This is a genomic window from Anaeromicrobium sediminis (genome assembly GCF_002270055.1).
Classification (GTDB): Bacteria; Bacillota; Clostridia; order Peptostreptococcales; family Thermotaleaceae; genus Anaeromicrobium; species Anaeromicrobium sediminis.
The window spans coordinates 90763-107580 of record NZ_NIBG01000006.1 but is presented as its reverse complement, the minus strand read 5'-3'; the positions used below and the strand labels follow the sequence as shown (position 1 = coordinate 107580).

Here is a 16818-nt window from a genome sequence, read left to right as displayed (position 1 = left end):
CCATTTTTAATTATATATGAATTTTTTATAACATTCTACATTCTTTGACATTTTTAGTCATTTCTGGACCATATGTAATTCTGTAGACCTAGTAATTAAAAAATCAAGTGATATAAATTACCTTCTAGGTAATTTATATCACTTGACCTTTACTTTTCCATATTATCTAAAATATCTTCTTTAGTTTTTTCTAATTCTATAGTGCCCTTTAACCTATCCTTTTCCTTAAAATATTTTTCTATTTCTTCCTTTATGTGTGAATCTTCTAATTCACCTTTTCTACGTTCATACTCCTTTAATAGGTCATTCTCATCCTTAGATAAGTTCGGATCATGCTCAAGATTAATTTCTTCCAATGTATATATTTTTTCATCTTTCTCCACAACTACCATGGTAGATGCAGCATAATCTCCCACTCGTTTATGCTCCTTTGAAAAGAATATCATCACAACTCCAATACCCTGATCATCTAGTATACTTCTAAATAAATTCCTTATTATGGAGCTTTTTATATCTATGGGTTGTCCATTATTTTTTAAGGTCCTTAGTTTAAATATTTTTTTCCCTGGTGTTCTACCGTTCATCTTCATCTCAAAGAATATAAAATAGCCATAAGAGACTACAAAAGTTAATATAATTAAGGCTCCTATTATCCAGCCATCTCCCTTTGATTGTAAATACTCTAAACTTCCAGCCCAAGTAAAAAATACCCCTAGACCAATTATCCCTAATGCGGTAAACTGAATAATCATATCTATTGCAGCAGCCGCTACCCTAGAACCTACACTGGCTAAATTATATTCTATTTGTGTATTTTCAGGAGTGGTTATTGTAATTTTTTTCACAGTATATCCCCCTTTTTTCCAGACTTTGGTATAATCATAAATGAGGTGTTTATTATGAATGAAGAAATTTTTATAAAAAAGAACAAATCTCGTTGGGATAAGCTAAATTCCTATGTGGATAGGATAGATAAAAGTGGACATAAAAACTTAAACTCCAAAGAATTACGAGACTTTCTATATTTATATAAGGAAAGTTCTTATCATCTTTCCTATGCTAATACTCACTTTCCCAATACTAATATAAGTAATTATTTAAATTCTTTAGTGGGTAGAGCTCATAATAACCTCTATTCTGTTAAAGAAAATAGTTTTAAAAAAATGTTGAATTACTTAACAACAGGGTTTCCTAAAAAAATAAAAGAATTTTCATTTTTTATTAATTGCTCTACTGGAATTTTCTTTTTAGGATTTATCTTGTCCCTAGTAATGGTCTTAGTAAATGAATCTAGTGCCTATTATTTTCTTCCTAAGGATTTAATAGAAACTATAGATTACTCCATGGACTCACAAAGACAATGGGATTACCCCCTAATGTCTAGTTATATTATGGTAAATAATATTTCCATATCCTTAAAGGCCTTTGTCCTTGGAATAACCTTTGGTATTGGTACCATCTATGTACTATTTTTAAATGGAGCATTACTTGGAGGATTGACTGCACTCATATATTTAAATGGCAATCCTACCGTATATTGGTCTTTAATATTACCCCATGGAATATTAGAGTTAACAGCTATTTTCATAAGTGGTGGTGCAGGATTCCTCCTTGCATATCACATGCTCATTCCCAAAGATTTATCTAGAGCCCATTCCATTGTATTAGGAGCTAAAAAGGCATCATCCCTTTTATTAGGAATAGTAGTCATGCTCATAATAGCCGGAATTATAGAAGGATTCTTTACACCACTAGCCATATCTCCAAATATAAAATTAGCCTTTAGTTTAATGACCCTTATAATGCTTATATTTTATATTGTTAGAGGAAATAAATCTCATAAACAATAGTCCTAAGGACTTTTAATTTATTTTATTTCATAGATAAGATAAACTATAGCACTTACAAGAGAATATGAATGAAAAATTTTTATAAGGTGGAACATGAGAACATCATGTGCTGTAAACAATTATGACTCTTTTACCGCGAGTATAATATTCACATTCTGTAGTCTCATAGTGACTTACCTTATAAAATATTTTTCATTTATATGACCGCAGTAAGTTCACATACCTTTGGATTGGCCTTAGTTCATCTATATCCATTTAAAAATCCATTTGATTTTTAATCTCTAAATACTTATTTATTACCCTAAGGGATAATTCTTCCCTATCTGCTTCTATACACATTATTTTTCTCTTTTTAATTAAGTTTATAACCATTTCTCTATTTTTCAACATTTCCATAGCTACAGCCTTATCATATATCTTTTCCACAGAGTTACTTTTTTCACCTAATACATTCTGTCTATTTTCATCCTTAATCAACACTATGGTAACTATATTATTTTTGCTTATAATAGAAAGATGTTTAAGTATTTCTTCTCCCTCTTCCATTATGGAGAAGTCTGTAAATAAAAATATTATCCCCCTATGCTTTTCCTTTTTCTTCAAATGTAAAAAGGCTTCCTTATAGTTAGAAGTAATACTGCTACCTTCTATATGATATAAAGTCTCCAGTATATTATTTCTGTGTCCTGGACCCTTATTTGGTTTCACATAACTATTAACGTTCCTGTTAAAGGTAGTTAAACCACATAAATCTCCCTTTTGATTAGATATATCCCCCAAAAGTAGTGCTGCGTCTATTGCTACATCTAATTTTTTATATCCCCTTATTTCTCCTGACATAGTTCGTCCTTCATCTAGTAAAATATGTATCCTCTGATTCTTTTCTGGTTCATATTCATTTACTATTGGCTTATTTTCCCTCGCGGTTGCCTTCCAATTTATTTTTCTATATTCATCCCCTACCACATATTCCCTTAGATGGCTAAATGAAGTTTTACTGCCTATAGATCTTAGGCTTTTTCTCCCAGGTTCCATCAATTTATTTTTTGCAACTAATAATTTATATTTCTTTAAATTTTTCAAATTAGGATATACCTTATATTCCCTAGGTAATGATATGACCTTTCTTAAATAAACTAATTTAAGCCTACTTTCTATTCTCATATGAATTTTATTAAATTCATAGGCACCTCTTTTCTTAGGTCTTAGCCTATAGGATATATTGGACCTATTTCTTGGTAATACTTTTTCTGATATTACCTCATCCATAATTTCAAAATGAAAATCAGGTACTTCATCCTTTATTTTCACATTAATAGGTTCATTGTTCTTATTATGAATTGTAAAACTAATATGCTCCACTTCGTGAATAGATAATTTATCCTCTCCAAATCTACCTATTTCAATATTCTCATCATATTTCGTGGTCTTATAATCATATAACAAAACTAATAGGACTCCCACATTATATATTAAAAATATATAATAGGATATGTCTAATATATGGCCTAAAAGTAGTGGTAATATGCCTAACCCAATAATCATTACAAACCTTTTTGTAAATATCAAATCTATCACCAAACTCTCTATCTAGGCACTTTTACTACATCTAGTATATTCATTATTACATTTTCCACTAAAACTCCTTCTATTTCCATCTCAGCCTTTAAAATAATCCTATGGGTAAGGGTAGGTATTATTACTTCTTTTATGTCCTCTGGAATAACATAATCACGCCCCTCCATTGCCGCATGAGCCTTAGCTGTTTTAAGTAGCGCAATAGCTCCCCTTGGGGAACTTCCAATTTCTATTAATTCATTTTCCCTAGTTCTAGATACTACCTCCACAATATAATCTATTAATTCTTCTTTTACTATTACATTTTCAATTTCTTCTCTACACTTTAATATGTGTTCCTTACTACATACGGCACTTACATTCTTGTCTATATCCATCATATTTAAATTATGTTTCATTAAAATATTTTTCTCTGCTTCTTTTGATGGATAACTTATCTTTATCTTCATTAAAAATCTATCTGTTAAGGCCTCTGGTAATACATAGGTTCCCTCATACTCTATAGGATTTTGAGTTGCAAATACCATATATGGTTTTGGTAATTCTAATCTTTCTCCATCTATGGTTACAAACTTTTCTTCCATTGCTTCAAGGAGTCCTGCCTGAGTTTTAGGTGGAGTACGATTTATTTCGTCTGCCAAAAGGAAGTTAGTAAATATGGGTCCCTTCTTTAACTGAAATTCACGAGTCTCCATATTAAATATTTTAGTTCCTGTCACATCAGATGGCATTAAGTCCGGAGTAAACTGTATTCTTTTAAATTCTAAATCTACAGATTGAGAAAGGGTTTTTACAAGTAAGGTTTTAGCTAACCCAGGAACTCCTTCTAACAAAACATTCCCTTCACAGAAAAGGCTTATTAAACAATTTTTTATTGCTTCATCCTGATCCACTATTATTTTTTTTACTTCCTTCATTATTTTATCTGCTGTTTCTTTTGTGGTTCCTTTAATATATCCTTCCAATAGGATTCACTCCTTTTTTCTAATGTTTTCTTTAATTTCTCCATGTCCCTTATTATATTGGTAAATTCCTTATTACTAATTTTTTTATCATTAATATTTGAGTAGATTTCATGTACCCTCTTAGCTCTATTATAATTTTCTATATTTTTTTCATTCCAAGTTTCTATCCAACTCTTCTTCGAACCTATTGTCTTAAAAGTTTTCTTCACATTAAATTCTAAATCTTCATAATATATCTTTATTACTTCCTCTTTACAGTCACCCCTTTTGTATAGGGAAGAAACAGCCTTTAAGTATTCATCCTTATCCCTTTGAGTTTCCTCATAAAGAGGTCTTATTTTTCCAAATCTAGAGCCTTTATATATGAAAAATAATACTATTACTATGACTAGTTGTTGTAACATTATTCTAATTCCAACAGGCAAGTCTTCCCACAGGGAATACCTTTCAGAATCCATATAGTTATAATATTCATTAAAAATTATATTTACATATGACCACCTATCCACATATGTAATGATTTCGTAGGCCTTTTCCTTATTTTCTAATAAATACTTATTAGTGAATACCTCTGCTCTTCCTATTAGGACAAACCCCTGTCCATATTCATATACTAAAAAGTCTTCTGTGGACTTGATCTCATTACCATAGTGAAGGCTCTGCAGAGAATCATCTCCTAAGTAAACTATTTTACCTCCATCTTTAATCCAATTTTTTATCTTCCCATCTTCTAATGAGAACTTTCTTTTAGGCATGGTTATCACATGGATATTATCTGTAGGTACATTTTCCAAGTTATTATTTTTAAATTTCACTGGATAATCTAAATTTTTCAAGGTTTCATAAATCACACTAAGACCCTTATGTTCTTTATTTAAAATAGAATAATCCCCACCTAAACTCTTGCTCTTTCCTGAAAATATTAAAGTCACATATATTAATGTACCAAAGAGGATTAAAAGTATGAATATATCCTTTTTAGACTTCTTCTTCAACTTTTAACACCTCATTCCATAGGGGATTTATATTTCCTTCCCATCTTTTAAAATAGTTACTATCTACATGTACTTCTCCATAATGGGATTCATTAAATATTTCTACCACATTTATAAACAAATGGGTATATGATACCCCTTTGTTTCTCAGTTCTTGTGTGAATTCATAGTTAGTCTTAGTTTCATCTAAGTAGAGAATATGATTTTCATCAAGTTTAAGCAATAATCCTATGAACTCAAGTCTTATGCTATCCTTATATTTGCCTATTTTCTCCATTTCCTTAGCTCTATTTCTAAAGGTATCACTAGTAATACCCTCTTTTATAACTTCACCTAATATGTTTTTTTCTTTTAAAGACATATCCTTAGATTTTTTAAATTTTAATAAAACTAATACTACTAAAGCAATAATGGCTATTATTATTAAAGCTAATATGGCCTTTGAAATGGGTTCACTTACTTCCATAACCCGCTCTCCCATATTAGTATTTTCAAAGAGACCTTCTAACCATTTTCCTATTTTTTCTACTATCTTTTTAATTACATTCATGTAATCTCTTTTTAAATGTGCATATTCACGACTATTTAATATATTAGATGCTTCTCTCTGAAATTCTTCATAAGTTAAGTTTTTCAATTTAGTTCTCTCCTATAGAATTTCTTTTAATATTTTCAAGTGTAAGTTTTAAATCATAACCATCCTTTTTAAATCTTTGATTGTAATAAAGTATAGTGACTAATATATCTGCCACAGGAGCCACAAATACAGACGTAAATAAGTTAACAGGAATTCTGCTTAGACTAGATGCCATCAAACTATTAGCTAACATCTCTTCACTTCCTGAAGTAAATTTAGTTATTAAACCACCTATTAAACTTATTTCTCCCATTAAAGCATATATGGAAAACTTTATGCCTCCCACAATAATATAAAATGCCATTAATATTCCAAATATCTTCCAAAACTCCCCCTTAACTAATTGTCTACTTTTCTTTAGAGCTTTAAAAAATGACAAGTCTTCTAATATGGCCGTATGGATGGCAAATCGATGTAATGTTATATACGTATATATTATTAACATAATAATAGCAACGAATATTATGGTTGATATAACAATTCCCACCATAGATGCAGGTCCTGTATTTATTAAATTGCTCATATATATGGAATTTGCACTTTTTCCATATATAAATCCGACTACACCAATACCTACTAAAAAGGGAATAAACCATATTATTCCTGCTATTGTAACCCCTATAAGCCTTGGAATAGATTTAAAACTTACTAAAAAGGCCTCTTCCACACTAACATTTTTACCTAAAAAAGCATTAGAAGCTATATTGATTATTCCAGCATTTCTAGCTAGAGTAATTCCAAGAAATAAACTTCCTAAAACTAATATTATTAATATACCCCCTGCAGATTTCCCAAGAATCTCCACTGCCGATGAAGGATTTTCTATGCCACTTCCAATTAAGCCTATTACAGATACTCCCCCTATCAATGCTCCCAATATTGCAGCTACCAAATATATGAGACCATATGCCACTACAAATATGGCCAATGTAATTAAATTTTTTTTGTGAATACTAAAACTCTTATCTATAACTTCTGTTTTTTCCATTATTTTATATGTTTCTTCCACATTCACACATCCTTTCTAGACACAGTACTTAATTTAATTCTACTTATTACATTTTTTTCCTTCTTTTTTAAATTAATGCATGTTTTTAAAATATTTTTTAATCTAATTTTAATCTTTCTTTAAATGTACATTAATTTTAAAATCCTATACTAAATCCATAATAAAAATTTATTAGGAGGGATTTAATATGAGCATTGATTTAAAACAAATAGACCTATTAAGAGAAAGGGTTAATGTTTCTTATGAGGAAGCCAAAGAGGCCTTGGAAAAAAATAACGGGAATTTATTGGATAGTATTATTTATCTGGAAAAAACAAATAAAAATACTTCTAAAATAAATAAGGAAAAATTTACTCAAAGCTTAAATAAATACAATAACTATAAATTAACCATTTCGAAAGATGGAGAGACCATATTAAAGCTTAATTTAATTCTTAGTATATTAATCGGACTATTTACAACTCCAGTATCATTACTTTGCATATTGACAGCATTAATACTAAAATGTGAATTCAAAATAATTAATGTGCCTAGTCCTACAACTTCCTGTAATGAATCTATTAATTTAAGCAAAGAATAGGCTTTATATAGTATAATTTAGTTGTAAAACTGTTTATTAGGGGGATTACAATTGAAAAAGACAATTTTAATAGTGGAAGACGAGATTAAAATATTAAGATTTTTAGAATTAGAATTAAAATATGAGGGATACCAAGTCCTAAAAGCACAGGATGGTAAAGAGGCCTTAGATAACTTTTCAAAAAATCAAGTAGATTTAATTTTACTAGATATTATGTTACCTAAATTAAGTGGCATTCAAGTATGTAGAAGAATAAGGCAAACTTCTCAAGTTCCTATTATAATGTTAACAGCTAAAGATGATACTCTTGATAAGGTTATGGGCTTAGATACTGGTGCTGATGATTATATGACTAAGCCCTTTGAAATAGAAGAACTTCTGGCTCGAATAAGAGTAGCTTTAAGAAGAAATTCTTTTACTGAGAAGACAACTCACATTATACGAATTGGTGATTTATCTTTAGATTCAGATAAACATATGGTGTGTGTAAATAATAATCCAATAGATTTAACTAAAAGGGAATTTGATTTTTTAAAATACCTTATGGAAAATAAAAATATTGTCTTATCTAGAGATAATATAATTAAGGTAGTTTGGGGATATGATTATGTGGGGGATACAAATATAGTAGACGTATATATTAGGTATCTAAGAAGTAAGATTGATGATAAATATAATAAAAAATTTATCCATACAATTAGAGGGGTAGGTTACACAATTAAAGATGAGAATTTTTAAAAAAGCCTTTAAAATCCTCATGTATATAATCAAATTCCTTTTTACGTTTTCAATTAATGTATTTATATATTCTTTCTTATTTATAAAATTTCTGTTAGATAAAACAATATTTACTTTATTTAGATCTCTAAGAAGATTATTTAGGTTTTCTCTAACATTTAAGATTACAATAGTGTATTCCTTTTTATTTTCCCTATTAGTGATTTTTCTAAGTGTATGTATAGTAATTGCATCCTATGTAATACTAGTAGATCCTTCTAATTCTAGTTACTGGGACCCCTCTTCCGATATATTATCACAGATAGAAAATTCACAAGAGTTACCTCTTGATACTATTAAAATTATATCTAAATATGAGAATCTAGATATAAGCATATATAAAAGATTTGATAGGCAAGAAAAAATCTTTTATTTTAAATCTCCTAAGAAAAACTATTTATACGATTCTATTGTAAACAATGGGTATATTAGAATCAATGAACACACATTAAGAGAGTTTGATACTTTATTCATGGCCAGTAGAGTTGATAGGGTCAAGTCTAAAAATAATGTGGATTATACTGTAATAATCGAAAAATTTTATAGGGAAGAAAGCACTTATATATTACTTTTAGTAATTGCTTTATTCTTATTATCATCTACAGGCATTTTATTGTCTACTCTCATAGGCTCTAAATTAAGCAAGCGAATGTTACGACCTATTAAAAATATGACAGAGACAGTTAATGACATTTCTGTTAATCATCTGTCTACCCGTTTAGATATTAATAAATCCCATGATGAGCTTAGGGAGTTATCTATTACCTTTAATAATATGTTAGATAGGCTTGAACGTGATTATGAGAAACAAAACCAATTTGTGTCAGATGCCTCTCATGAACTCAGAACACCTATCTCTGTAATCCAGGGATATGCCAGTTTATTGGATAGATGGGGCAAGGATGATAAGGAAGTTCTAGACGAATCTATAGATGCATTGAGATCAGAATCACAAAATATGAAGGACTTAGTTGAACAATTATTGTTCTTAGCTCGAAGTGACAAGGGAACTCAAGTGGTAAATAAAAGTCTATTCTCCTTAAGTGAATTATGTGAAGAAATAGTTAAAGAGACAAAATTAATAGATAAAGACCATGATATTTTATTAGAAAATAATAATAATATTAGCTTATATGGAGATAGAAAGTTAATAAAGCAAGCAGTACGAATATTTGTAGATAACAGCATTAAATTCACACAAAATAAAGGTTATATAAAGGTTCAGCTTTATAAAGAAAATAAGAATACAGTTTTAGCCATAGAAGACAATGGAATTGGAATTCCTAAAGAGGATATTCCCCATATATTCGATAGATTTTATCGTTCTGACAAATCTAGAACAAAGGAAACGGGAGGAACAGGACTTGGTCTATCCATATGTAGGTGGATATTAAATGAACACTATGCAACTATTCGAGTATATAGTGTTGTAGATATAGGAACTAAAATTTTAATATATTTTCCTGAAAAGTAGTAATATACAAAAAGCTAAAAAGCAACTTATTATAAGTTGCTTTTTAGCTTTTCAATACCAAAATCAAATTATAGAAAGGAGCTTACTTCATAAGGCTTCTACAGCATTATTGGGTTTAAGTTTGTTTAAGGTATTTATATAATACCCTTCCTCTGAGACTTTAATCATTAAATTAAAATTTATTTTATTTTTTCTTCAATTAAATCTATACATTTTTTTATATATTCATCATTTATATTTACGTTTGAGTACCACTTTTCATCTAAACCTATATTTTTAGAAAAATATTTACTCTTGATTATAAACTCTGGCCTATATTCAAAATGTAGTATGTCAAAATGATTCCACTTTCCACCCCATATGAAATAGTTCTTTTCAAATATATTTACTATCTCTTGAGGATAGGATTTTAGCCTTTTAGCTCCAGCCTCTTTACTAGCCCATTTCCAATAATCCCTATTATCTCGAGCTAAATCTATGGCAATTCCAAAGGAATGGGGACTAAGTCTTCCTGTTCCTGATATGACCCTATAGCAAAAGGTTCCACTCATGGGATATACGCAAGCACCTATTTTTCCATTACTCTTAGCTAATGGCAATAATTCATTCATTACATTTTTTATGTTTTCTGCTGCCCTATTATTTTTATTAAATCTTACACCCTTGGCAGATACTAAATTCTTTTCTACTCCAATCTTACTATTTCCATATACCTCCTTTAGTAAGGCATATACCCTAATTCTTCCTGGGTCAAAGTTTTTCTCCATTATTTCATCCACATGGGATAAGGGATATATTTCCTCTAACATATCTTGAAGATCAGGATTATTTAACTTAGCAGAATAGTTCTTTTTTTGTTTATCATCATACAATATTTTATTTCCAGATTTCATAATCACATAGACCTTATCATCACTGGTCATTTCCACATCTGTTATATATTCAGGATAGGCCATCATTAAAGTCAACAAATCCCTTTTCATATTTATTTCATAAGCCATATCCACCGAATTAGTCTCTTTAACCTTTTCCGCTGTCTCCTCTTTCTTAGTGCACCCCATAGAAAAAATCACTGTGAATAAGAACATGTATAAACATATTTTTTTCATTTTTCTCAGTCCTTTTAATAAACTTAATTACCTTAATATTATTTGTCTCAAAAACCTATTATATGCTTTTCTTTCAATTTTGAATTATTTCCAAATGCAAAAATAACAGGTGAATATGTCACCTGCTATTTGAAAATAATCCTTTGTATTGAGTACAACCATAACTATATTAAAGTATCATTCTTATGCTCATCTACTAGAAAAGTATCCGTTTTCTCATTTTTAATAAAATCTAAATTTAAAAACATAACTGTATTTACAATAATAGTAAAGGACATGACTATGGCATTTACTGATTGAACAATAATATATCCTATCATTGAATCACCTATAAGATTAAATGGACTTGTTACTACCAGTGCTAAAAGACCACATATTATATTTACGAATAATATTTTCCACCAGCTACCAGATACTACATTCTTACTATAGCTTAAGGATTCTAATACTTTAGTTCCTCTAAGGGCCATGGATTGATATTTAAATACTATATATATGGCAATAGCTATTCCTGGTATGATTAATAGAATCATTCCAATAAATATTAAAAAGTTTCCTGCTATAGCTAATAAAATAGAACTACCTATTATACTAAATGCCCTTGAAAATGCCTCTTTGTAAGGCAAATCCTCATTCTTTACTAAATAACTTTCAACTACATATATTACACCTACAGTCCCAGCTACTCCTAATATGCCTGTAACAATACCAGCTATAGGTGTCATAAATAACATAGAAGTTGTAAGCATTTCACTTGATGAAGAAAATATTGCCATTCCAAAAAATACATTAATAGGTACATATATGCTTAGCATTATGGCCGATATGGTTTTAAACTTATCTTTAAATACATTAAATGCATATGAAAATATTTCTCCTATATCCAGCACTCTTCCTCTTAAATCCATTGTATTCGCCTCCTTAATTACTTATTAGTATTTGCTATCCTATTAGCTCATACTCATTTAAGAGTAAACTTAATTCATCCTTTTTAGACTATGAAAATTTTTAAAAAGTTATGAATCCTATTCCTATTAAGAAATTTCCATGATTCATAAATAGTCGCATATATAATCATACACTAACCTACGCATTTTTACAATATTTTCCTGTTTAATATTTCACATAATTAAGAGGGTCTATTGCCACACCATTTTTACGCACTTCAAAGTGAAGATGTGGTCCTGTGACTCGCCCTGTCTTACCTACAGTGGCTATTACCTCACCTTTCTTTACGTACTCTCCTACTTTAGCCTTTAAACTATTGCAATGGGCATAATAAGACTGAAATCCATTTCCATGATCTAATATAATTATCTTCCCATACCCATTTTTCCAACCTGAATAAACTACTTTTCCCCCTCCAGTGGCCTTTATAGGTGTTCCAATGGCTGCCCCTATATCTACTCCCTTGTGATGTTTCCCCCAACGTTTTCCGTATCTAGAAGTTACTCTTCCCCTGGTAGGTTTAAGTAGACTCCCTGCTGCTATGGTAAATGTCTTTAACTTAGTTCCCTTTATAACTATCATGTTCTTAGGTTTTTCTATGATTTCTTCATTGATTATATTTTTTACTTTTATTATGCCATTCATCTTAACGATTTCCGCTTCTATCTTTTTCTTTCCCTTTATACCTTCTTCTTTTATTAATTTATCTCCCATATCTAGGGCTGGAGATTTTTCATATACTATCTCATATGGAATCTCTTCTTCATAAGATGCCAATTCTATAGTCTCCACATGTACATAGGCATTTGCTTTAGATAAATTTAACTCTTGTCCAATTTGAAGAATTGCAATATTTATTCCTTTGTTAGCCTTCTCTATCTCTTCTATGCTCATGTTATTAGCTATAGCTATATCCCATGCAGTATCTCCCTTTTTTACCTTATGGACTTTAGTTTCTATTCCACCTGTCAGCAACTCCTTTATTCCATCATCTTTACTTGTAATTTCATCTTTGTCTAATTCTTTTTTCTTTATCTTCACATCTTCCACAAAAGTAGCTTTTTTAAGTAGATTCCCCTTTGATATATAATTTTCTTTAATTTTATCTAGCATATCTTTAGCATCTTTTTCACTTTTTAATGATATAATTTCCTTTCCATCCACTTCAATTACAGATCCATCAATTTTATAATTTAGTTTTTCTTTATATATACTTACTATATCTTTTACTCCATTTATATTTTTCTTTAATACAATAACCCTATTGTACTTTAACTGATTTTTTACTATTATACTGCTCTCTAAGTCTTTCTCAATGTCACTCTTTATTCCTTTTATTTCTTTTTCTATAATATATCCATTCTCTACAAATCCTACCCTTTCCCCATCTAATACTACTTCGTAAGCAGTACTTAATAAGCCTAAACAACTAAACAATAGCATAAAAAAGATAGAAATATATATTACTTTATTTTTTTCACTTAGCACACTCTTTAAGTTCATCCCTCTCAACCTCGCTATTTATCAATATTTGACCTCATTCTATCATATATTTTGGTAGACATGTAATTTTTGGTAACATATTGATAAAAAACGAGAAAAAGGTCCCTATATTTTTCAGCAAAAGTCCTAGGACCTATTTCTTATTTGTTAATTTCAACATAATCAGGACTTGTTTTTTATATAAACATAAAAAAGGTATACGACCTATGCTTCGCTAGGAAACCCTATGGTTTCCTTCGACGATTGCTACTGCAATCTGAGTACCTCCTTTGAAGCGGACAGGGGATGTTCCCCCACACCCCTTCTTTTTTATTGATTTATATGTTTTGTGTCAATTAACTTTCCTTGTAAGTAAAAAAAGGAACGATGTTTAAAAAACATCATTCCCTCTATTTACGCTCCTAATAAATTCATTAGGTTCTTTAATTTTTCTACTGTCTTTTTCTTTTTGTCATCATCAATTAAAACTGTTGCTCCCCTATTACCATCTGCTAAAGCTCCACCTATTTCATCTAAAACCATTAATATATCATCCACATCATATGCTTCATAACAGTCCTTCTTTAAACATTCCATAAGATTTCTTATTTCAACTAAGTTTTCCTTTAATTTAACTTGCTTATCCTCTGTTGAATCTTCTAAATTAATTTTTAAAATTGAATTATAATCTTTTCCCTGCTTTTTCAATTCCTTATCTATTATTAATACTTCTTCCTTATTCTTAAATTCTTTTAAATGTTCTAATATGTAAGCTCCTTCTTGTGTATCTCTAGTTAATGCTTGGATACAACGTTTTAGACTATGGTATGTGGCATTAGTGTCGCATACAAATTTTATATGAACCTCTTCTTCTTCTAATTTAAATTGATACAAAGCATTTGCCATATTTCCTAGTACCATTCTTAGTGGTACATATCTATTGTCCTCATCTCTTTCCTTATCATGTGGGATTTTACATTTAAAATGCTTATTATACTTTTTAATGCCTTCTTCATTCAAATTGGTAAACTTTTCACAACAAAAACTTATCTCATCCACATATTCTTTTTCAAACTTAACATTAGTTTCAAATTCTACACTCTTAATAGTTGAAGCTATTAAAACAGTTATAGTATTTTCTTTTATTTTTGCTTTTTTAATCATTTTTGTTGCCCCCCTTGATGTACGTTTCAATTTTTTTATTTAACTTTGTATTTTATTTAACATACTATTTTAATTAAATAATACACTATTTTTTAGATTTTTACAATATTTACCTCGAAAATTTTTCTGAATATACTGTATACTTTATCTTTCAAAAATAAAAAGCTGTAAAATAATTTTACAACTTAATAATTCACATATGAAATTGGATTTATCGGCGTTCTATTTTTCCTTACTTCGAAATGCAGATTAGACCCTGTTACTCGTCCCGTCTTTCCAACGCTAGCTATAACTTGATTTTTCTTTACATAATCGCCCTTTTTTTACCTTTAGTGTATTTGCATGGGCATAATAAGTACTATATCCATTACCATGGTTAACTATAACTACCTTACCATATCCATTTTTCCAACCAGAGAAGGTAACCTTTCCTCCTTGTGCTGCCTTTATGGAAGTTCCCACTGGTGCTGCTATATCTATACCCGTATGGGCCCTTCCCCATCGCCTACCATATCTAGAAGTTAATCTACCTCTAGTAGGGTTAGATAATGTTCCTGATGCAATGGTAAATGTTCTTTTCTTAGTCCCTTTAACTCGATTCCTTCTTTCATGTAAAACTTTTTAACTTTCTCTAATACTGCATTAGCAGTATCTTCATCCTTTAATGCTACTAGCTCTTTACCTTCTATATTTATAGTACAGGCATATACTTTGTATTCTATAGACTCTCCTATTTTAGCTCCAATCTCTTTAACAATAGAAAAAAGTTATGGGTAATACCCATAACTTTAGTACTTAACATATTTAAGTGGATCTAATGGTACATTATTTTTTCTCACTTCAAAATGAACATGTGGTCCTGTAGACCTTCCTGTATTACCCACTTTAGCAATTACCTGTCCCTTTTTCACAATATCACCTTTTTTCACAAGTAAAGAACTACAATGGGCATAATAAGTTTCATATCCGTTACCATGATCTAGTATAACTAATTTTCCATAATCACCCTTCCATCCAGAGAACACTACTTTTCCTCCTTGAGCAGCCTTAATAGATGACCCCATTTTATTAGCTATATCTATTCCAGTATGCCTTCTTCCCCATCTAGTACCAAATCTAGAGGTCATTGTTCCCCTTGTAGGATTGTATAGATTACCAGAAGCCACATTAAATACTCTTTTCTTAGTACCCGTTATAACAATCATTTTTTCTGGTTCAGATATTAAACTTTCTTCTAATACAGTTCTACTTTCTTCTTCCCCGTTAAAACTTATAACTTCTGCTTCTATTTGTTTCTTTCCCTTTATACCTTGCTTCTTTATTTTTTTATCCCCTTCATATAAGGCACTAGATCTTTCATATTCTATATCATAATCTATGTATTCCTCATATGATACTAACTCTGTAGTTTTCACATGAACATAGGTCTTTGGCACGTTAAGCCTTATTTCTTGGCCTATTTGTAACCTTTCTACATTCACATCTTCATTGGCCTTTTCTATTTCTTCTAAGGGCATATCTAATTTAATTGCTATATCCCAAGCCGTATCTCCCTTTTGTACTTCATATATCTTTTCTTCTATTCCACCAGTTAATATGTACTCTACTGCTTCTTCTTCTTCTTTTAATTGATTTATAGGAACTTTTATTTCCTCAACTTTCACATCTTCTTTAAAAGTAGCTTCCTTTATTTCACTACCTTCTATCGTGTATGACTTTTTAACTTCTTCTAATACCTTCTCAGCCGTTTCCTTATCCTTTAGGACTACAATATCTTCACCATCAATATTTATAACAAAACCTTGTATATCATAATTTAATAAATTTGATAATATGCTAATCATATTTTTTTCAGATGTTAATTCATCTTCTGAGGCATTTATTTTTTTAAATTCTAATTTATTATCATCCACAATTTTAGTTCCGATTTTTTCTTCTACCTGCTTTTTCATTTTGTTTAATTCTTCTTCTAGTAGAATTTTATTTTTCACTACACCTACTACTTTACCATTTACTTTTACTTCATAGGCGCTATTAGCAAAAATTGCATACGAAATTATCATTAGTGCAAAAATACTTATTCCTATACATATTTTTTTATTTTCATTTATCATTTTTTTAAAATCCACTCTCATCAGCCTCTTCCAATTAAACATCATTCTTTAGCATACTAACATATAAATGTTAACAAATTTTGAACAATTTCTTAACTTTATCTTATTGATAAAAATTCACATAGGTATATACTAT

At 29.7% G+C, this 16818-nt stretch carries 17 protein-coding genes; 4 read left to right on the top strand and 13 right to left on the bottom strand.

The annotated features are described in order from the left end of the window. Window positions 1–149: 149 nt before the first annotated feature. Entirely contained in the window at window positions 150–845 is a 696-nt protein-coding gene (locus CCE28_RS08915; RefSeq protein ID WP_095133112.1) for an RDD family protein, read from the bottom strand. 54 nt (window positions 846–899) lie between these two features. Between CCE28_RS08915 and CCE28_RS08910 the strand changes: the two genes are divergently transcribed. Beyond that, window positions 900–1850 carry a stage II sporulation protein M gene (locus CCE28_RS08910; protein ID WP_095133110.1) on the top strand — a complete coding sequence of 317 codons (951 nt, stop codon included), beginning with the start codon at window positions 900–902 and terminating at the stop codon, window positions 1848–1850. 255 nt (window positions 1851–2105) lie between these two features. Here the strand turns inward: CCE28_RS08910 and CCE28_RS08905 are convergent, their stop codons facing one another. From CCE28_RS08905 to CCE28_RS08885, 5 genes are read right to left on the bottom strand one after another with little or no spacing between them, the layout of a single operon-like run. Beyond that, on the bottom strand, window positions 2106–3395 hold the full coding sequence (locus CCE28_RS08905; RefSeq protein WP_141228340.1) for a DUF58 domain-containing protein: 1290 nt from the start codon (window positions 3393–3395) through the stop codon (window positions 2106–2108). Window positions 3396–3436: 41 nt separating this feature from the next. After that, window positions 3437–4393 carry an AAA family ATPase gene (locus CCE28_RS08900; protein ID WP_242972939.1) on the bottom strand — a complete coding sequence of 319 codons (957 nt, stop codon included), beginning with the start codon at window positions 4391–4393 and terminating at the stop codon, window positions 3437–3439. Then, entirely contained in the window at window positions 4345–5388 is a 1044-nt protein-coding gene (locus CCE28_RS08895; protein ID WP_095133103.1) for a hypothetical protein, read from the bottom strand. Before CCE28_RS08895 ends, CCE28_RS08900 begins: the two co-directional genes overlap by 49 nt. Beyond that, window positions 5372–6025, bottom strand: a complete 654-nt coding sequence (locus CCE28_RS08890) for a hypothetical protein (RefSeq protein WP_095133101.1) — start codon at window positions 6023–6025, stop codon at window positions 5372–5374. Before CCE28_RS08890 ends, CCE28_RS08895 begins: the two co-directional genes overlap by 17 nt. Before the next feature lies 1 nt (window position 6026). Continuing rightward, a complete protein-coding gene (locus CCE28_RS08885) occupies window positions 6027–7034 on the bottom strand; it encodes a glycerophosphoryl diester phosphodiesterase membrane domain-containing protein (RefSeq protein ID WP_095133100.1) in 1008 nt (335 codons plus the stop codon). A gap of 187 nt (window positions 7035–7221) precedes the next feature. On the opposite strand from CCE28_RS08885, the gene CCE28_RS08880 reads away from it, so the two are divergent. The 3 genes from CCE28_RS08880 (at window position 7222) to CCE28_RS08870 (ending at window position 9865) form a co-directional block, all read left to right on the top strand. Next, on the top strand, window positions 7222–7614 hold the full coding sequence (locus tag CCE28_RS08880; RefSeq protein ID WP_095133099.1) for a DUF4342 domain-containing protein: 393 nt from the start codon (window positions 7222–7224) through the stop codon (window positions 7612–7614). Window positions 7615–7665: 51 nt separating this feature from the next. Continuing rightward, entirely contained in the window at window positions 7666–8352 is a 687-nt protein-coding gene (locus tag CCE28_RS08875) for a response regulator transcription factor (RefSeq protein WP_095133098.1), read from the top strand. 199 nt (window positions 8353–8551) lie between these two features. Then, window positions 8552–9865, top strand: a complete 1314-nt coding sequence (locus tag CCE28_RS08870) for a HAMP domain-containing sensor histidine kinase (RefSeq protein WP_176461740.1) — start codon at window positions 8552–8554, stop codon at window positions 9863–9865. A 179-nt stretch (window positions 9866–10044) separates the two neighbouring features. On the opposite strand, the gene CCE28_RS08865 is transcribed toward CCE28_RS08870, so the two are convergent. The 7 genes from CCE28_RS08865 to CCE28_RS08840 all read right to left on the bottom strand — a co-directional run bounded on the left by CCE28_RS08865 (window position 10045) and on the right by CCE28_RS08840 (window position 16697). After that, on the bottom strand, window positions 10045–10953 hold the full coding sequence (locus tag CCE28_RS08865) for a M15 family metallopeptidase (protein WP_242972938.1): 909 nt from the start codon (window positions 10951–10953) through the stop codon (window positions 10045–10047). A gap of 185 nt (window positions 10954–11138) precedes the next feature. Then, on the bottom strand, window positions 11139–11882 hold the full coding sequence (locus tag CCE28_RS08860) for a hypothetical protein (RefSeq protein WP_095133092.1): 744 nt from the start codon (window positions 11880–11882) through the stop codon (window positions 11139–11141). A 205-nt stretch (window positions 11883–12087) separates the two neighbouring features. Further along, complete coding sequence (locus CCE28_RS08855; protein WP_095133090.1) at window positions 12088–13425, bottom strand: peptidoglycan DD-metalloendopeptidase family protein; 1338 nt, start codon at window positions 13423–13425, stop codon at window positions 12088–12090. A gap of 393 nt (window positions 13426–13818) precedes the next feature. Beyond that, entirely contained in the window at window positions 13819–14568 is a 750-nt protein-coding gene (locus tag CCE28_RS08850; RefSeq protein ID WP_095133088.1) for a hypothetical protein, read from the bottom strand. A gap of 185 nt (window positions 14569–14753) precedes the next feature. After that, window positions 14754–14858: a M23 family metallopeptidase gene (locus CCE28_RS23015; protein WP_207652878.1), complete on the bottom strand. Its 105-nt coding sequence runs from the start codon at window positions 14856–14858 to the stop codon at window positions 14754–14756. After that, a complete protein-coding gene (locus tag CCE28_RS22455) occupies window positions 14851–15048 on the bottom strand; it encodes a M23 family metallopeptidase (protein WP_278277537.1) in 198 nt (65 codons plus the stop codon). Before CCE28_RS22455 ends, CCE28_RS23015 begins: the two co-directional genes overlap by 8 nt. 308 nt (window positions 15049–15356) lie before the next feature. Continuing rightward, window positions 15357–16697: a peptidoglycan DD-metalloendopeptidase family protein gene (locus CCE28_RS08840; RefSeq protein ID WP_176461739.1), complete on the bottom strand. Its 1341-nt coding sequence runs from the start codon at window positions 16695–16697 to the stop codon at window positions 15357–15359. Window positions 16698–16818 lie beyond the last annotated feature (121 nt).